The following is a 17,662-nucleotide window of genomic DNA, read 5'->3' as shown; positions in this document are numbered from 1 at the left end:
TTCTGAAAGATTATGAAATAAAAAGGGAAGGTGTTTATTTTGGCAAAAATTGCAGTAGAAAATCCACTAGATGAAGTAAAGCAGGCTTTGGAAGAAAAAGGACATCAAGTATCGATGTTTACTGTTAACGACGATATGAAAGGGTGCGATGTGGGTATTGTCCGTGCCATGACTGAAATGAACACAGAACAATACGATTTTCCGATTGTAAGCATGGAAGGAATGTCAGTACAAGACGTTGTGAATGATGTTGAACAAAGATTAAGCCGATAAAGGAGAGGACCGGTTAAAATCCGGTCCTATTATTATTTAAGAGCTCTTTTCAGTACTTTTTTGCAATTTGTGGAGCGCATGCCGGGTGCCCCATTCGTGCATAGCTTCTAGGATTGGTTCCAAACTCTTGCCATATTCAGTAATTGAATACTCTACTTTTGGCGGAACTTGAGGATAAACTACTCGAGCAACAATATCCTCTTCTTCCAATTCTCGCAATTGTTTTGTTAACATCTTTTGCGTGATACCAGGCAAACTACGTTTAAGTTCACTAAAGCGCTTTGTACCTTCCTGCAATAACTGTAGTAAAATAATCGGCTTCCATTTACCAACGAGAATACCTAATGCATCCTCTACACGACACTCTTCTGGTACTTTTTTCATTAAATCCACTCCAATAGTATCTATTTGTATACTATGCCACTTTTAAGTGCGTACTTATAGAAAGGGATATTATATTCTATAATAACATTACAAATTATAAAAAGCATTGAAAGATTGGTGATAAAATATATGGAAACACATCGAATGAATCTTAGTCAGGGACTTGAGTTTGGAATTTATACATTGGGGGACCATTTACCGAACCCTTTTACAGGAGAACGTATATCTGCCGAAGAACGTATCCAAGAGATTATCGAATACGCCAAATTAGCTGAGGAAGCAGGGATTGACTTTTTTAGTGTTGGTGAAAGTCATCAGGAATATTTTACAACACAGGCGCACACTGTTGTCTTAGCAGCTATTGCTCAAGCAACAGAGAAAATAAAAATAGCTAGCTCATCAACAATAATTAGTACATCAGATCCCGTCCGTGTATATGAGGATTTTGCAACGATTGATTTAATTTCGAAGGGTCGTGCTGAGATTATTGCTGGCCGCGCCTCTAGGGTCGGACTCTTTGATCTATTGGGATATAATCTTCGTAATTATGAAGAGTTATTTGAAGAAAAATTTGAGTTGTTGTTAAAAATTAATGAAGAGGAAGTTGTTAATTGGAATGGTGAATTCCGCGCTTCGTTAAAGAATGCGAAGGTGCTTCCGCGACCAAAAGGCGGCAAGCTTCCAATTTGGCGTGCAGTTGGCGGTTCACCTGCTAGCGCCATTCGAGCAGGGTATGCGGGTGTTCCAATGTTCATGGCTCACCTAGGTGGACCAGCTGTTGCTTTTAAGCAAACTGTGGACGCCTATCGTGAAGCGGCACGGCAAAGCGGATTTGACCCAGCTGAGTTACCTGTTGCAACAGCTGGATTTTTCTACGCTGCTGAAACGTCTCAACAAGCATTGAAAGAATATTATCCACATATCAATGAAGGAATGAAGCGAACGAACGGACAAGGTTTCTCTAAGCAACTTTTTGCCCAAGGAGCGGACCCGCATAATATTATGAATGTCGGAAGTCCACAGCAAATAATTGAAAAAATTCTTTATCAACATGAGGTATTTGGCCATCAGCGCTATATAGCACAAATGGATTTTGGTGGTGTTCCGTTTGAGCAAGTAAAGAAAAATATTGAACTTATTGGGACAGAAATATTGCCAGCAATCAAAAAATATACAGCAAAGAAATAGGGGGAAGATGAGAGATGAAGATTGTTGGATTATCTGGATCAAAAGTTGGATCGAAAACGAGAACAGCAATGGATTACACGATGAAGGCTCTTCATGAACAATATCCACATGTAGAAACGATTTTACTGGATTTAGCTGATTTTGATATTCAGTTTAGTGATGGAAGGAACTATTTGGAGTATGAAGGAGACACAGGATATGTGGTGCAAACGATCATGGAAGCTGATGCGATTATTATTGCCACCCCGATATTCCAAGCTTCGATACCAGCTACATTGAAAAATATATTTGATTTGCTTCCAGAAAAGGCGTTCCGCGATAAAGTTGCTAGTATCCTCGTTACAGCAGGATCAGCAAAACATTATCTAATTGTTGAACAACAACTAAAACCCATTTTGTCTTATATGAAAGCACAAATTGTTCAGACTTACGTTTTTATTGAGGAAAAAGATTTTTACCGTAAAGAAATTATGAATGATGATGTCTTGTTTCGTATCGACCGTTTAGTTGAAGATACTGTAGTGTTAACAGAGACTTATACGAAGATTCGTGAGGAGGAAGAGGCAAAATACGGTTTTTGATTAATAATCGATCCCAGTTTCCTTGCGAGTTTTCAATCGTAATGTTCAAATCTCAACAACGGCTTATGATCATGACGAATCCGGACAATAATTAAAAGGCTGTCTCCAAATAAGACAGCCTTTATCCTAGACAAATCTTATATCAAGTTTAGTCTTGCTCATCCCAAATATCATGTGCAATTTCCACAACATGACGAACTTTCGCCCATTGCTCCTCCTCGGTAATAAGGTTTCCCTCTTCAGTAGAAGCAAAACCACATTGCGGGCTTAGACAAAGCTGTTCAAGATCAACGTATTCTGCCGCTTGAGCCACTCTTATCTTAACATCTTCCGGATCTTCTAGTTCAGCTGTTTTAGAAGTGATTAAGCCTAAAACTACCTGTTGATCTTTAATATATCGGAGTGGTGTAAAGTCACCAGAACGTTCGTCATCAAATTCCAAAAAGAAAGCATCTACTGGAACACGGGAAAATAATTCTTTTGAAATAGCTTCGTAATCTCCTTCATATAACCATGAAGATTTGAAGTTGCCACGGCATACATGAAGTGTAATCACCATATCATCTGGTTTGTTAGTGAGTGCCTCAATTGTTATATCTGCAAACAATTTCATTAATTCATGAATGTTCCATCCGTTTGCTTCAATTTTTGCACGGAATTTTTCACTGAGAAAAGCACCCCAACTCGTATCATCGAATTGTAAATATCGACAACCCGCATCGTAAAATGCTTGAATAGCATCTTGATAAACTTTAGCGATATCTTTTGCAACAGCTTCAAAAGATGGATAAGCAGGATTATCTAAATACGGCTGACTACTAACAACACCGGAATGAAAAATCATATTAGGTCCAGGAATCGTGATCTTCGCTGTATGGTCCCCTGCTATACTATTCAAATAGCGAAAGTGATCTAAAAATGGATGATTTTCTGGAAACTTTAATGCAGATCCAACAGTGTAGGATGTTAAAGTTTTCATTTCTCCCTGAAAGAAACCAGGAACTTCAACTTCAAAGCTGTGAATGCCATCAATGGCACTAATAAAATCGGCATGCCAATATTTTCTGCGAAATTCTCCATCCGTTACTACTTGAAGACCTGTATCTTTTTGTTTTTCTACTAGTTTCGCAATTTCAGTATCTTCGATTAAACGCAGATCCTCCTTTGAAATTTCACCTTTCTGATAGCGTTCCCTCGCTTCTTTTAACACTTGCGGGCGTAGATAACTTCCTACAACATCTGCGCGAAACGGTGCTTTCGTTGCTGTTTTCGTCATTTCTTTCAAATCTCCTTTAAAATCAAAATAACCTCTTCATAACATAAGAAGAGGTTGGCCATACATGAAAAGCTACTCCTCTTATCTACAAGCTTTCCGCTTCTGGAATTAGCACAGTACAACTTGTCTGCTGCTGAGGCATCATTGGGCCAGTCCCTCTGCCTCTCTTGATAAGAAATAGGTATGTAATTGTTGCAATTCTATCTTGATAACGGAACAGTGTCAAGAGTTGTAATTTATAAAATACTCTGTTCGGTTTTATGGTGAATCTGAAATAGTTATTATTTTTCCGTTTTAACGGACTTCCGACAGAAGTCTCCATCTTCAATGGTGTGATGGGCAATGTCTCTAAACTATTAAACTACCTTTTCTTAATAAAACAAGGCTATCCCCCTTTAGGATAGCCTTGTTTTATTAATAATACGGAGAAATCATAATATAAACTAAAACACCAGACAAACTAACATATAACCAAATTGGCATCGTCCAACGCGCTATTTTCTTATGACGCGAATGCTCGAGATTCCATGCACGCGCAACACTAGTGAGAGCAAGTGGAACTATGACAGCAGCAAGGATAATATGTGTAATTAATAAGAAATAATACAATGCAGCCATAAACCCTTCACCACCATACGAAGTGGAAGGGGCTATATAGTGAAAGGTGACATATGTGATCAGAAATAGAAACGTTGTGACGAATGCGGCGTAAATAAAACGACGGTGTACCTTTACGTTTTTCTTTAAAATAGCAAATAAAGCACATAATAAAAACAAAAAAGTAAAGCTATTAAAAATCGCATTCATTAAAGGGAGAATGGTGACATCAAAGGCGTCGAAATCCTCTACACCTCTCATTCCCGAAAGAATACCGATAGCTCCTATTAAAATAATCGAAATCGTAATGATAGCAGGTTTATAATTGCGTTTCACATGGCCAATAGTTTCTTTTGGAAATTCACTCATACCTTATACACTCCAATATTTGATGTTATCCCGCATTATCTGGCTGTAAGACCCATACTTCAGGAATACGAGAAGGGGGGCAACAGCCAGTAAAAGCCCGATTCGTTCAACTAACATTCAGTTGGGAAAAACCACTGAATGAAGTTTCGCTTTATCACTCAAAATTAGTGTATCATAACTAAACTTCTATGACAGTTTTTCCATAAAAGATTCACAGTCTTTTCGATAAGTTTTTAAAAATTTCCTTTTATATGAGAGTTGATGTTGTTTCGCACAACAAATTAAATACTTGCCTACAAAATATTCTTTAGAAGCGTCCTAAAGAATGGTGGTTAATCTTCCTCATAATTGCTCAAAATATGAAATGCAATCCATAAAACAACTGTAAAGAAGGAGGAAAAAATGGGAAACGTTAAGATATCTATCATCTACTACAGTTCAACTGGTACGAATTATCAATTAGCGAAGTGGGCAGAGGAAGCTGCAAAAACGGCAGGTGCGGAAGTAAGACTGAGGAAGGTTGCGGAATTGGCCCCGGAAGCGGCTATTGCTTCTAATCCTGCTTGGCAGTCTCATTATGAAGCCGCAAAAGATGTACAAGAAGCAACTTCAGAAGATCTTGAATGGGCAGATGCGATTCTTTTTAGTACGGCTACAAGGTTCGGTGGCATGGCTTCCCAATTAAAGCAATTTATCGACATGCAAGGCGGTCTATGGGCAAAGGGTGCTTTGGTTAATAAAGTAGTAAGCGCGATGTCTTCAGCTCAAAATGATCATGGTGGACAAGAAGCAAGTATTCTTTCGTTATACACATCACTCATGCATTGGGGAGCGATTCTTGTTCCACCTGGATATACAGACCCTGCTCTATTCGGAACAGGAGGAAACCCATATGGGGCAAGTGCTACAGTAAATGGGGAAGGTAAGATGATAAATGATGTTAAACCGGCTGTTGAAATTCAAGCGAAACGGATGATTGATATAGCTGGCCGTCTGAAAAATAGTTAACAAAACTAAGCTGATTGGAAAACACCAGTCAGCTTTTTAATAATTTTTAGCTTCTTAGTCAAAACGCCGATAAGGGTTTAATTAGATTTGGTAAAATCCTGGAATTTCAAATAATTACGCAATTCCGCCTCTTTGTATATTATTGTTATTCGTTTCAAAAAGAGATCAAACTACGATAATATAGAATGTGTAACTGAAAAGCAGAAGAGGTGAAGACATGAAATTTACTGTCAGTAAAGAAGCTGCTCAATGGTTTATAGATGAAATGGACTTGGAACAAGGAGATTATGTTCAATTTTTCGTAAAAATATATGGGGGTATTCCAACTGCACACCCCAACTATTTCTTAGGAATTTCGGTAGGTAAAGAAAAGGACATCCTTATTCAGGATGAAGTAAATGGCGTGACTTTTTATTTCACTAGCCAAGATGCCTGGTTCTTAGAAGAGTATGAGATGGAAGTAGTTGGAGACACCAGCGAAGTGAAATATATATTCAACAAAATTAAATAAACTTGCTTAAAAATGAGCTTAGCGGATTCCCCCCAAGCTCATTTTTTGTTTGTGGTAGTTCGTTTCGTACCACTATCAAGATATTTAATTAGCTTACAACATAAAGAACAATATTTATTGAACTCACTTATTTACTAGAATAAAAGCTTTTGGGAATCTCCCCCATTTCGCGCTTATGATAAAGAAGGGGCGCTATATTTTCGTGATGAATATCGATGACTTCCCCAATAAAAATTGTATGGTCACCTGCCTCAACCGTTTTATATGTGCGACATTGTAATACACTTGCTGCTCCTGAAATAATCGGTAAATTGAGGGAAGAAGACTCCCATTGGCAATTTTGAAATCTGTCATTTCCTTTTCTAGCAAATAGAGCACAAATATCTGCCTGTTTACTAGATAAAATATTAATAGCGAATTTGCCAGTTTTCATAAAAACATCATACGACGAAACTTTTTTATCAATAGACCATAAAATAAGTAAAGGTTCTAATGATACAGATGAAAAAGAATTAACTGTAAGTCCGAGAGGAACATTATTTTCGTTTATTGTCGTTACAACTGTTACTCCACTCGGATAATTACCCATTACTTTTCTGAATAATGAAATATTATTTTCCATAACTAAACGCACCTTCCAAGACAAATGTACATTAAGCCTGTAAAAATTAGTTATGCTCATCATAACATGTTTATTTATTAATTAATAGTATCGGAATTGTCGGATTTGATATATATTATGAGAAAACCTCCTGCTTGTGTATAAACAGGAGGTTGTTTTATGGAGGAAGGAATAGAAGAAGGAACTTCCATATGGAAATGAAGGTGTCTTTGATTATTTTTTATTTTTTTGCAAAAATAAATTAAAAGGAACTTAATAGCGCATAAACGATTTTATTTGTATCATCCTAATCCCTAGGAGATGATAAGTAATGACTAGGGATGAGAGAAATGTCCACAATCAAACTACACCTCATTTAGATGGAAAGCGCGAGGGAGTCATTAATGACCCTGAAGGAAAAATGATGGGAGTAAGAACGGATAGCCTCAAAAAAGAAAATGTTTTTCATGTCACTAATTTAAAAAATGAAGAGATGAAAGAATTTCAGCAGATTATGCAAGGAGATTCTGTAAACGAAGAAAAACAGAACCCAGATTGAGATGGGTTCTGTTTCTACAGTTAACTTCTTGGTATGGCCACCCAATGACCTTTTGATACTTCAACAAGTTCAGAATTCCGCAAATTATACTTATCAGCACTTGTTTGTTCGGACATTAAAACTCTCTTTTTCTTTGCCTCCACTTTTGGATCAGGAATCGGAATTGCAGCAAGCAGTGATTTTGTATATTCATGCTGAGGGTTTGCATATAATTCTTCGCTTCCTGCCAGTTCAACAATTTTTCCAGAATACATAACAGCAACACGATCACTAATATGTTTCACCATCGATAAATCGTGGGCAATAAATAAATAAGTTAGTCCCAGGCGCTGCTGAAGGTCTTCCAATAGTTTAACGACTTGTGATTGAATTGAAACATCCAATGCGGATAATGGTTCATCACAAACGATAAACTTTGGATTAACTGCAAGTGCGCGAGCGATCCCGATTCGTTGACGTTGTCCCCCAGAGAATTCATGTGGGTAGCGTTGAGCATGGGCTGGTTCTAAGCCTACCATATCAAGCAACTCTTCGACCTTCCGCTTGCGTTCAGCTTTACTGGAAGTTATTTGGTGAATATCTAATGCTTCCCCAATAATGTCCATTACTTTAAAACGCGGATTCAATGATGAGTATGGATCCTGAAAAATCATTTGCATATGACGGCGCATCGTCTTCATTTCTGCTTTGGACATGCGATTAAGTGCCATCCCTTGGTAAATAACATCTCCATCAGTCGGTTCATAAAGACGTAAGATAGTTCTGCCTGTTGTTGATTTCCCAGATCCAGACTCACCGACTAGCCCAAGCGTTTCCCCAGGATTAATTTGAAAGCTAATGTTATCAACAGCTTTTAATGTATTCCCTTTGCCGATATCAAAATATTGTTTTAGCGAACGAACATCTAACAAAGGAGTTGAGTGACTGCCAGAACTCAATAGTGGTGCCGGCTTTGGTTTCTTCTTCTCATCTAATCGTGGTAATGCATTTAGAAGCTTTTTAGTATATGGGTGTTTTGGTTGGGCGAAAATATCTTCGGTTGTTCCAGTTTCAACAACCTCGCCTTCTTTCATAACAACTACTCGATCACACATACCAGCTACAACTCCGAGATCATGTGTGATCAGAATAATAGAAGTTCCAAAGCGATTTTGAATATCTTTCATTAAATTCAATATTTGTGCTTGGACAGTTACATCTAGAGCAGTCGTTGGTTCATCAGCTATAAGTAAAGTGGGCCTGCATGCTAAGGCAATGGCAATCATGACGCGTTGTCTCATCCCGCCAGAAAATTCATGTGGATATTGGTTATAACGCATTTCACTGTCCTTAATTCCCACAAGTTTCAACATTTCAATTGCTTGCTCTTTGGCAGCTTTTTTACTTAATTTTTGATGTTTCATTATACTTTCGGATATTTGTTTTCCTATTTTAATAGTTGGGTTAAGGGAAGTCATCGGGTCCTGGAAAATTATGCCAATATCACGACCGCGAATTGCTTCCATTTCTTTTTCACTTTTACTTGCGAGGTTTTCTCCTAAAAAGGAAATTTCACCTTGCTTCATATAAGATGGCGGGGAAGGGAGAAGCCGCATTATGGATCTCGCAGTGACACTTTTTCCACTTCCCGATTCACCAACAATTCCTATTGTTTCCCCTTTATGTACATCAAAACTAACTCCGCGGACTGCTGCGAATTCCTCATCCTTGGAAATAAAGGAGACATGGAGATCATTTACTTTTAAAATTGGCTCCAATCTTCCCACCTACCAATCGCAATTATTTGAAAATATGAAATATCATGATAGAATCAAATTAAACTTTACAAGTTTACCAGAGCAAAGTATACTACACTCATCGGAATTATGCAATTTAAAAAGGGAGGGGGCGACTTTATGGATGGAAGAGCTCCAAATCAACCCAAATTATTAAGTAATCTCAGTTATGTTTATGGTAAGATCATGAGTCATTCTTCCTATAAATTTTGGGTTATCCTTTTGGGTTTGCCTGTTCATGTTGTGGTGTTTTTTTACTACTTATATAAACAAAAACAAGATATGTACTTGTCTATATTAAGGGAAACACGTGCAAAATTATTAGAATCTGGCTACAAAGAACAGTTAGCCTCTGAATTTAAAGATGAGTACATTCGGAAGCAAACGTTCTTCGGTAAAAAGATTAATCAAAAGGAAATGGATCGACAGATAAAAAAATGGACGGATATAAAGTTTGCTAAGACATTGCAAGAACAAGTTGACGAACAATTAGACGTTCAAAAAGTACAAAAACTAACATTTACGAGTTGCTTTCAAGCTTTGCTGTCAACTCCGCTTTTTTTTGTTTTAACATTGATTCCAGGTTTGCCAATGTACTTATTGATCTTTTTATATAGTAATTCTTATTTAAAGTATATATTTGAAAGATTAATTATGAGTTTATTTGTCATAGTTGGAGTAGCTATATTTGTCTTTACTATTTTATATATATCACCATTTAATCCAGCTGCTAATATATTAGGTGAAACGGCGACAAAAGAACAGATTGCCTCATTTAACCAAATATATGGATTGGATCAGCCTTACCTCGTTCAACTTTGGGAAGCTGTAAAAGGGATCTTAACATTTGATTTGGGAAATTCATTCACAGGAAATGAGGATGTAGCAGCAAGTATAGCTAATAAATTTCCGATTACATTTACTTTAACAATGATTTCGCTTGTTATGGCAATTGTTATTGCTATTCCAATTGGAATTATATCAGCAACAAAACCAAACTCGTTCCTTGACTATTCATTTATGTTTTTAGCGTTAATTGGTTTATCGATACCTAATTTTTGGCAAGGATTAATCTTTATTTTAAACTTTTCTATTAAATTACAATGGTTACCTGCTACATATAGTCCGGGAAATAGTTTATCGATGATCATGCCTGTTGTTGTTCTTGGTACAGCCTTGACGGCTTCAGTAGCCAGAATGACTAGATCTTCTATGCTAGAGGTTATCAATGAAGATTATATTTTGACGGCAAAATCAAAGGGATTAGGTTATAACCAAGTTCTATGGAAACATGCGATTGGAAATGCCATTATCCCGGTTATTACCGTTATCGGCTTGCTTTTTGGCGGCATGCTTGGAGGAGCAGCAGTAACAGAGAAAGTCTTCAATATTAGTGGGATTGGAAGTTATATCGTTGATAAACAATTTATCCCAGATATTCCGAGCATTATGGGTGGGGTTGTTTACGTAGCTATAACGATTTCATTAGTAAATTTAATTATTGACATCTCGTATGCGTTTTTTGATCCACGCATTCGCTCGAAAATGAGACAGTATTAAAGCAGGTGTAGAAATGATGGCGAAAAACATGAATGAACTTACAAGTTTTAAAAAAGAACATGCCCTGAAATTATCATCAGAATATACGCAAGCCAATTTTTCTTGGATTTTGTCACTAATACTTACGGTTGTTTTGTTATTGACTAGTTTTGACTTTGCAACAAGCACCGTAAAACCAATCATATTTGTTATATTTTGTCTGTACGCGATTTTTACATTGCTGCAAATGGTCGTAACCTTGATTATTAAACAAAATCTCGGAAAATATGGGTATATTAAGCAGTCTACAAGAAAATGGGGATATCTTCTTTTGCTTAGCGTTTTTACTGGAAATATATTTGTAGTGTCCTTTGCTTTTAACTTGGTTAAGGAGAATAGGGAGACAGAGTATACTTTTTCAGTTTATATGCTGCTTAATCAAATTTTTATTATTGCGATTTCTGCATTAAATATATTCAAACCTTATGTTACAGATACTTTTCCATTAGCTATGCTTCTTTTTATCGGACTAGTTATTTTTGATCTTGTTGTTTTACTGCTAGTAGCTAAATATGTCCGGGGAAATGAAGCTCCAAGATGGATGCTATATATAGCGATTCCGTTATTACTTACAACACTTACGGGAAATCTATTTGCGTTATTACTAGGTTTAAACTTATTGGTTAAAATAAGAAACGATCAATCTACCATCGGGAAATGGAATGGAGTATGGGCAAAAATTACACGCAATAACACAGCGATGCTTGGCTTTTTCTTTATCGTATTGATCTTTTCAATCTCGATTTGTAGCCCATTTACCTTTGATTATGAAATGGCGGTTGAAAATAATTATGGTGCGATTTTACAAACGCCTAGTCTTGAATATCCGTTAGGCACCGATAATTTTGGAAGAGATCTATTTTCAAGAATTATTTTTGGAGCGAGAATCTCTCTAATTGTTGGTGTTGTTTCCACGTTAATCCCTGCACTATTAGGTGGTATTTTAGGTGCATTAGCCGGCTATTATGGTCCGAGGACAGATAATATCATCATGCGCTTACTTGATGTTTTATATGCTGTACCTGGTATTTTATTAGCGATCGCAATCATTGCTGCATTTGGAGCTAATACAGTTAACTTAATATTGGCGCTCAGTGTTGGTTCGATCCCGACATATGCACGGACTATGCGAGCGAATGTTTTGATGGTTTCGAATTTTGAATATGTTGATTCTGCACGTGCACTTGGATCCAGTGATTTTTCGATTATTTTTAAACATATTGTTCCTAATTCGTTAGCACCAATGATTGTTAAGGCAACTCTAACTATCGGTGGAGCAGTGATTGCAACGAGCAGTTTGAGTTATTTAGGTTTAGGTGTAGAACCGCATATTCCGGAGTGGGGAAATATTTTAAAACTAGGAAGTACGTATTTAGAAACAAATTCTTATTTGGCGATTTATCCAGGACTAGCGATTATTTTACTTGTACTATCTTTCAACTTTTTAGGTGATGCACTTAGAGATGCGCTAGATCCTAAATTAGATTAAATACTTCAAGGAGGAAACGAAAATGAAAAAAGGTCTGTTTGCCATTTTGTTGGCATTTGTATTAGTAGCAGCTGGTTGCGTCAATACAAAGTCGAATGTTGAAAAAGAAAAAAATCCTAGTAGCAATACTGCTACAGAAGGGGATCAAACACCGGTTGAAATAGAAATTCTTGGAATGAGCAGTGGAGAAGATGATTTAAATATTGTTCGAGATCAACTTGTGAAAAATGGATTTAAAGTAAAACTGAATATCCAACCAGATTACGGTAGCTTTAAGGCGCAAGAAGATGCTGGGAATTTCGATGTTTCTCTATCAGGTTGGACAACTGTAACAGGTAATCCGGATTATGCTGTCCGCTCACTCTTCATCTCCGGAGGGGATTATAGTATTATTTCAGATGAAGAAATTGATAAATTGATTGATAAGGCAAGTACAGAAACGCCAGAAGAATATGTTGAAACATATAAGCAACTTGAGCAACGTCTCGTTTTTGATAAAGCATATATTGCTCCGCTTTATAGCTCTTACAAAACACAAGCACTTAATAAAGATGTGTTAAAACCTGAATCTGTTAGACTGTCTAAGTCTCGTTCCTTTGCTTGGGAAACGGTAGACTTTAATGATGAATCTAAACGAGATACAGAACCGTTTATTATGTCACAGGCATCATCTACATTGACATCTCTTGACCCAATAAAAGGGAATGATGGTTCCATTAATATGATCAATACAAATATGTATGTTCGTCTTGTAAACTTAACGGATGATGATCAGGTTACTTCTGATGGCTCATTGTCCTATAACCATAGCATTGCTGAAGGAAATTCAGAATACTATTTCGTATTACGCGATGATATTAATTTTGCTAAAATCACTGATAAAAAGGTTGAAGATACCGGTGAGCTTGTAGGTGCGGAAGATGTTATTTTCTCATTAAATCGTGCGAAGGATAAAGACTCTGTTCCTGATCACCGCACATATAGCCTGCATGAACATATTAAAGATGTAGAAGCTGTAACAGATCTAGCTGAATTAGATAAACAGCAATCCAATGGTGAAGGTACAATAAAGGAAGCACTTGAGAATGGTCTAGATGCAAAAATTAGTGAACTTGTGACAGATAAATCAAAAGTTAACAATAAAGATGGAAAATACCAAGTTGTTAAATTAACGACAACTGAACCTTTCCCGCAAGTATTAAATTATTTGGCACACCAATCAGCAGGTATTGTTTCTAAAGATCAAGTTGAAAGTATTAACACTTATGATGTTGCTTCTTATGATCCGAATAAAGATATTGCTTATGGTGACCAAAGTACTGTTACAGAAGGCGATAAATACGATAATCACCTTTATGCAAGTGGTCCATATATTTTAGCTTATAAAAATGATTATGAAGCAATCCTTTATAAAAACCCTGGTTATATGAAAGGTACGGAAAGTGAAGCGAAAATTAGTACAGTTAAACTTCGCTTTATCGCAGATGCTGATAGCACTTTATCTGCTTTAAGAAATGGTGAAATTTACGTGTACTATGGTGTACCTGAAACAAAATATGATATTGTGGAAAACGATGCGAAATTACAATTACAATCAATCCCTAGTAACTCGGCGACTTACTTACTCTTTAACACGGAAAATCGTGAAGTAGCAAAGAGCGAGGATTTAAGAAAAGCAGTTCTTTACTCTATTAATCAGGATGAAATTTTAGATTTCTATCAAGGAAATAAAATTAAAGCTGTTTCAACTGTTAGTCCACTTGTAAACACAGGTAATGAGTTGAAGGCTGATCCTGAAAAAGTAAAGGAATACTTAAATAAATATAGGGAAAGTAAATAATTAAGAAAACCAGGGGTAATATTTATCTCTGGTTTTTCATATTAGTTTTAGATGATTTTGGAATAAAAGGAGGTATATTGCTCTATATGGAGTATTAATACAATATAAAACAAAAAAGGGTGGATTCAATGCAATCTGATTTAAAATTTGATTTTCATACGCATCATGATCGTTGTGGACATGCTCGAGGCAAAATTCGCGATTACATTGAAGCGGCGATCGATCGTGGTTTCAATATTATTGGGATTTCTGACCACTCTCCCTATTTTGCTAGTGAGCAAGATCACCTTCATCCTGGTATAGCGATGGCGAAGAGTAGTTTTGCAGAGTATGTAATAGAAGTTCTTCAATTAAAAGAGGAATATAAGGGAAAGATTGAAGTGTTATTGGGAGTAGAATCGGACTTCTTTCCAAAACATATTGACCTTTATCGAGAGCAGTTTAAACAATATCCGTTTGATTATATTATTGGATCTGTTCATCATGTTGGTGGAGTGTCTATTTTTAATAAAAATCGTTGGAATCGACTAACTGAAAAAGAAAAGGTTCAAACGAAAGAAGAATATTATGGGCTTATTGAACAATCTGCTAAAAGCGGCTTATTTCAAATTTTAGGTCATATAGATGCGATGAAAGGATATTATCCTTCTTTTTCATCGATCGAAACAGTCGCATTAGAAAGAACTTTACGGGTGATTGCTGAAAATAATGTAGCAATTGAAATTAATACGTCCGGAAAAACAAAGGACTGCGGTGGTTGGTATCCTTCCGATGAAATTCTAGCAATGGCTCACCATTATGGTGTAAACGTGACGTTTGGATCGGATGCTCATGATCCGGAAAGGGTTGGCGATGATTTCGAGAACGTTCGCAAGCGCCTGAAAGAAATTGGATTTAAAGAATGGGCTTATTTTTCACAAAAGGATATGTTTCTAACTCCGCTATGAAATGATGGGGATCACCTGTAAGTGCAACTAAATAATAGAGGAGATGAGCAATGGCAGTTCTATCGGAGTGGCTCGCAATGGATGATGGAGTCGATATACATTTAAAGTCATGGAAGGGCGAGGACCGCGCTCCAAAAGCTGTTTTACATCTCGTACACGGAATGGCTGAACACATTGAAAGATACGACCATTTTGCTAAATTCCTAGTCGGAAAAGGATTTGTAGTTTATGGGAACGATCATCGCGGACATGGACTGACAGGAGAAAGAACAGGAACTCTAGGTTTTTTTGCAGACGAAAATGGGTTTGATCGGGTAGTTAACGATTTGTACTCCATTAATCGAGTCATCCAGGCTGAGAATCCAGCTATTCCGATTTTCCTTCTGGGCCATAGTCTTGGTTCTTTTTTGGTGAGAAGATATATACAATGCTATTCAGAAACTGTTCAAGGGGTTATTTTATCAGGAACGAGAGGAAATCCTGGTTTAGCGGGAAAAATAGGTAAATTAATAGCAAAAATAGAAGTACGTACAAAGGGAGCTAAAGCTCCGAGTCCCTTACTAAATCGGCTTTCTTTTGGGGCCTTTAATAAAGGGATCGATTTACCAAGAACAGAATTTGATTGGCTTACCCGTAATAATATAGTTGTGGATGACTATATTCAAGACCCGCTTTGCGGTTTCATCTGTAGCTCGGGGTTTTTTCTTGATTTATTTTCCGGATTGGAAAAGATTCATGATTCCGAGAAAATAAATAAGATTAGAAAAAACTTACCTATTTTAATTTTCAGTGGTGAAAAAGACCCAGTTGGAGATAATTTATCAGGTGTTAAGAAAGTAATAAGCCAGTATAAACAAAATGGTCTTTTAAATCTTGAAACGTACTTTTTTGAGAATGCTAGACACGAAATGTTAAATGAACTAAATAGAGAAGAAGTGTATGATTTTGTCCATCATTGGCTAATTAAGCAGATCAACTAAACTAAATAACTAGATGCTTGACGAAAAATTTATATTTTTTCTATTTTTTAGTTATTTTTTTGCAATTTTCTGGTAGAATAGTATTGTTGAGATTTTGCAATTTCCATGGAATAAGAAAGGAAGCGGCAAAGGGGGACTGATTGTTTGGAGCAGGTGTTGAAGAAATCCCAAAGTTGGATGCAGGCTGTGGGACATTCCGTGGAGCAATCAACATATATGATCAATAATTTCAATATATCTTGGCGTTCTACTTTCTTTGATCAGTATGAAGAAGCAGCCGCAATTATGGATTTAACGGGTCAAATCCTTATAGTTAATCCAGCATTTGAATTGCTTTTTGGTCGTTCATTAACAGAAATAGAGGGACAGTTTATTTCCCTACAGTCCAAAAATGAGAAATGTGAATTTTACAGAACGATGCAGTATATTTTGAATGGGGAAAAAGCAACTTTTCGACGAATGGTGAAAGCAAATGGTGACATGTTTCCAGCAAAAATAACTGTAACACCCGTTTATGATGAAAATGAAGAGATTATGGCGTTCATGACTGTTATAAAAGATTTAACGGAAATCATGGAGTACAAGATGCTTATTAAAATGCAAAACGAAACACAAGAATTAGAAGAAAATCTATTATTAGACATAACAAAACATATTAATGAAATGATTGCTCTTTACGATCTAGAAAATCACAAATTTATATATATTAGTCCTACTATTGGAAAAAGACTAGGAGTTTCAGTTGAGTCTTATTATGGAAATCCTCGATTAATCTTAGAACATTTTCAAATTGCGGATAGTGATAAAGTATTATCCTTTTTTGATAATGGTGGAACAAGTCCAAGGTCGATGGAACTTAAGGTTAAAGAAAATGAAAGCGATTCCTACAGCTGGTATATTTTAGATATAACACCAATAGTTGAAGCAAACGGTAAAGTTAAAAGACATATAAGTATCTTGAAGGATATTACAGAATTAAAGGAAAAAAATGACCAAATTAAACAATTAGACCAGTTAGGTGTAGTTGGCCAATTAGCAGCAGGAATTGCCCATGAAATAAAAAATCCGTTAACAGCTGTCAAAGGCTTTGTACAATTATTATCTGAAGAATCAAGTAGCTCTTATAGTGACATTATTTTATCTGAACTTGAACGAATTGAATCAATAATGGGTGAATTTCTATACCTTGCTAAGCCACAAAAAGAAATCATATTTAAAAAGGAAAATATTAATCATATTCTTCATAAAGTTATATCCTTCATGAATCCGGAAGCTGTAATGAACAATGTAAAGTTCTTTTTTGAATTTCAAAAGGTGCCTTATGTTTATTGTGAATCTAAACAAATTAAGCAGGTTATTATTAACTTAGTAAAAAACGGAATCGAATCGATGCCAATGGGTGGGAAGATTAAAATTCGTACATTCATTGGAGAAGATGGATTTGTCATTATTGAAATTCAAGATGAAGGAAAAGGAATTTCAAAAGAAGGGTTGAAACGTCTTAGGGAGCCTTTTTATACGAACAAAGAAAAGGGAACAGGACTTGGACTCATGGTCAGTTATAAAATTATTGAAGACCATAAAGGAACAATCCGCTTTAATAGTGAAGAGGGGGAGGGGACTTGTGTTCAAATTCTGCTTCCGTATGAAGATGCCAGCTAAATGGAAAAGTGCCTTTGAAAGTG

General features: G+C 36.3%; 17 protein-coding genes and 1 riboswitch. Of the genes, 12 read left to right on the top strand and 5 right to left on the bottom strand.

Annotated elements, in window-relative coordinates; genetic code table 11:
- Window positions 1-39: 39 nt before the first annotated feature.
- Complete coding sequence (locus BN1243_RS09630; protein ID WP_062106313.1) at window positions 40-273, top strand: YkuS family protein; 234 nt, start codon at window positions 40-42, stop codon at window positions 271-273.
- A 36-nt stretch (window positions 274-309) separates the two neighbouring features.
- Here the strand turns inward: BN1243_RS09630 and BN1243_RS09625 are convergent, their stop codons facing one another.
- The gene (locus BN1243_RS09625) at window positions 310-657 is read right to left on the bottom strand and encodes a winged helix-turn-helix transcriptional regulator (RefSeq protein WP_062106310.1); all 348 of its coding nucleotides are present in this window, start codon (window positions 655-657) and stop codon (window positions 310-312) included.
- A gap of 129 nt (window positions 658-786) precedes the next feature.
- Between BN1243_RS09625 and BN1243_RS09620 the strand changes: the two genes are divergently transcribed.
- Entirely contained in the window at window positions 787-1,845 is a 1,059-nt protein-coding gene (locus BN1243_RS09620; RefSeq protein ID WP_062106308.1) for an LLM class flavin-dependent oxidoreductase, read from the top strand.
- 14 nt (window positions 1,846-1,859) lie between these two features.
- Entirely contained in the window at window positions 1,860-2,426 is a 567-nt protein-coding gene (locus BN1243_RS09615; protein WP_062106305.1) for an NADPH-dependent FMN reductase, read from the top strand.
- Between the two features lie 148 nt (window positions 2,427-2,574).
- Here the strand turns inward: BN1243_RS09615 and BN1243_RS09610 are convergent, their stop codons facing one another.
- The gene (locus BN1243_RS09610) at window positions 2,575-3,702 is read right to left on the bottom strand and encodes a 5-methyltetrahydropteroyltriglutamate--homocysteine S-methyltransferase (protein WP_062106303.1); all 1,128 of its coding nucleotides are present in this window, start codon (window positions 3,700-3,702) and stop codon (window positions 2,575-2,577) included.
- A gap of 78 nt (window positions 3,703-3,780) precedes the next feature.
- A riboswitch (SAM riboswitch) is annotated at window positions 3,781-3,879 on the bottom strand.
- A 237-nt stretch (window positions 3,880-4,116) separates the two neighbouring features.
- The gene (locus BN1243_RS09605) at window positions 4,117-4,668 is read right to left on the bottom strand and encodes a DUF420 domain-containing protein (RefSeq protein WP_062106301.1); all 552 of its coding nucleotides are present in this window, start codon (window positions 4,666-4,668) and stop codon (window positions 4,117-4,119) included.
- A gap of 402 nt (window positions 4,669-5,070) precedes the next feature.
- On the opposite strand from BN1243_RS09605, the gene wrbA reads away from it, so the two are divergent.
- Window positions 5,071-5,676 (top strand): NAD(P)H:quinone oxidoreductase, encoded by a 606-nt coding sequence (wrbA, locus tag BN1243_RS09600; protein WP_062106299.1) that lies wholly within the window; start codon window positions 5,071-5,073, stop codon window positions 5,674-5,676.
- Window positions 5,677-5,893: 217 nt separating this feature from the next.
- Window positions 5,894-6,187 carry a HesB/YadR/YfhF family protein gene (locus BN1243_RS09595; RefSeq protein ID WP_062106297.1) on the top strand — a complete coding sequence of 98 codons (294 nt, stop codon included), beginning with the start codon at window positions 5,894-5,896 and terminating at the stop codon, window positions 6,185-6,187.
- Between the two features lie 127 nt (window positions 6,188-6,314).
- Here BN1243_RS09595 and BN1243_RS09590 read toward each other — a convergent pair whose 3' ends face one another.
- The gene (locus BN1243_RS09590) at window positions 6,315-6,809 is read right to left on the bottom strand and encodes a flavin reductase family protein (RefSeq protein ID WP_062106295.1); all 495 of its coding nucleotides are present in this window, start codon (window positions 6,807-6,809) and stop codon (window positions 6,315-6,317) included.
- Window positions 6,810-7,119: 310 nt separating this feature from the next.
- Here BN1243_RS09590 and BN1243_RS09585 point away from each other — a divergent pair, with 310 nt between their 5' ends.
- On the top strand, window positions 7,120-7,347 hold the full coding sequence (locus BN1243_RS09585; protein WP_062106293.1) for a hypothetical protein: 228 nt from the start codon (window positions 7,120-7,122) through the stop codon (window positions 7,345-7,347).
- Between the two features lie 20 nt (window positions 7,348-7,367).
- On the opposite strand, the gene BN1243_RS22930 is transcribed toward BN1243_RS09585, so the two are convergent.
- Window positions 7,368-9,104 carry an ABC transporter ATP-binding protein gene (locus BN1243_RS22930; protein WP_062106291.1) on the bottom strand — a complete coding sequence of 579 codons (1,737 nt, stop codon included), beginning with the start codon at window positions 9,102-9,104 and terminating at the stop codon, window positions 7,368-7,370.
- Window positions 9,105-9,242: 138 nt separating this feature from the next.
- Between BN1243_RS22930 and BN1243_RS09575 the strand changes: the two genes are divergently transcribed.
- The 6 genes from BN1243_RS09575 to BN1243_RS09550 all read left to right on the top strand — a co-directional run bounded on the left by BN1243_RS09575 (window position 9,243) and on the right by BN1243_RS09550 (window position 17,639).
- Window positions 9,243-10,682: an ABC transporter permease gene (locus tag BN1243_RS09575; RefSeq protein ID WP_062106289.1), complete on the top strand. Its 1,440-nt coding sequence runs from the start codon at window positions 9,243-9,245 to the stop codon at window positions 10,680-10,682.
- A gap of 16 nt (window positions 10,683-10,698) precedes the next feature.
- Window positions 10,699-12,210 carry an ABC transporter permease gene (locus tag BN1243_RS09570; RefSeq protein WP_230200158.1) on the top strand — a complete coding sequence of 504 codons (1,512 nt, stop codon included), beginning with the start codon at window positions 10,699-10,701 and terminating at the stop codon, window positions 12,208-12,210.
- Between the two features lie 22 nt (window positions 12,211-12,232).
- Window positions 12,233-14,050 (top strand): ABC transporter substrate-binding protein, encoded by a 1,818-nt coding sequence (locus BN1243_RS09565; RefSeq protein WP_062106287.1) that lies wholly within the window; start codon window positions 12,233-12,235, stop codon window positions 14,048-14,050.
- Window positions 14,051-14,178: 128 nt separating this feature from the next.
- Window positions 14,179-14,997: a histidinol-phosphatase gene (locus BN1243_RS09560; protein ID WP_062106285.1), complete on the top strand. Its 819-nt coding sequence runs from the start codon at window positions 14,179-14,181 to the stop codon at window positions 14,995-14,997.
- A 50-nt stretch (window positions 14,998-15,047) separates the two neighbouring features.
- Window positions 15,048-15,977, top strand: coding sequence for an alpha/beta hydrolase (locus tag BN1243_RS09555; protein ID WP_062106283.1), 930 nt, complete (start codon window positions 15,048-15,050; stop codon window positions 15,975-15,977).
- A gap of 153 nt (window positions 15,978-16,130) precedes the next feature.
- Window positions 16,131-17,639 carry a PAS domain-containing sensor histidine kinase gene (locus BN1243_RS09550; RefSeq protein ID WP_230200312.1) on the top strand — a complete coding sequence of 503 codons (1,509 nt, stop codon included), beginning with the start codon at window positions 16,131-16,133 and terminating at the stop codon, window positions 17,637-17,639.
- Window positions 17,640-17,662 lie beyond the last annotated feature (23 nt).

It is taken from the genome of Bacillus niameyensis, from assembly GCF_001375535.1.
GTDB lineage: Bacteria > Bacillota > Bacilli > Bacillales > Bacillaceae_C > Lederbergia > Lederbergia niameyensis.
Note: the sequence above shows the minus strand (reverse complement) of the source record. Positions and strands in the feature narration are given on the sequence as shown.

Coding starts and splice junctions, on each gene's coding strand:
- BN1243_RS09565 (WP_062106287.1), top strand. CDS start 12,233: ATGAAAAAAGGTCTGTTTGCCATTTTGTTGGCATTTGTATTAGTAGCA.
- BN1243_RS09560 (WP_062106285.1), top strand. CDS start 14,179: ATGCAATCTGATTTAAAATTTGATTTTCATACGCATCATGATCGTTGT.
- BN1243_RS09570 (WP_230200158.1), top strand. CDS start 10,699: ATGGCGAAAAACATGAATGAACTTACAAGTTTTAAAAAAGAACATGCC.
- BN1243_RS09555 (WP_062106283.1), top strand. CDS start 15,048: ATGGCAGTTCTATCGGAGTGGCTCGCAATGGATGATGGAGTCGATATA.
- BN1243_RS09610 (WP_062106303.1), bottom strand. CDS start 3,702: ATGACGAAAACAGCAACGAAAGCACCGTTTCGCGCAGATGTTGTAGGA.
- BN1243_RS09615 (WP_062106305.1), top strand. CDS start 1,860: ATGAAGATTGTTGGATTATCTGGATCAAAAGTTGGATCGAAAACGAGA.
- BN1243_RS09620 (WP_062106308.1), top strand. CDS start 787: ATGGAAACACATCGAATGAATCTTAGTCAGGGACTTGAGTTTGGAATT.
- BN1243_RS09605 (WP_062106301.1), bottom strand. CDS start 4,668: ATGAGTGAATTTCCAAAAGAAACTATTGGCCATGTGAAACGCAATTAT.
- BN1243_RS09625 (WP_062106310.1), bottom strand. CDS start 657: ATGAAAAAAGTACCAGAAGAGTGTCGTGTAGAGGATGCATTAGGTATT.
- BN1243_RS09585 (WP_062106293.1), top strand. CDS start 7,120: ATGACTAGGGATGAGAGAAATGTCCACAATCAAACTACACCTCATTTA.
- BN1243_RS09595 (WP_062106297.1), top strand. CDS start 5,894: ATGAAATTTACTGTCAGTAAAGAAGCTGCTCAATGGTTTATAGATGAA.
- BN1243_RS09590 (WP_062106295.1), bottom strand. CDS start 6,809: ATGGAAAATAATATTTCATTATTCAGAAAAGTAATGGGTAATTATCCG.
- BN1243_RS09575 (WP_062106289.1), top strand. CDS start 9,243: ATGGATGGAAGAGCTCCAAATCAACCCAAATTATTAAGTAATCTCAGT.
- wrbA (WP_062106299.1), top strand. CDS start 5,071: ATGGGAAACGTTAAGATATCTATCATCTACTACAGTTCAACTGGTACG.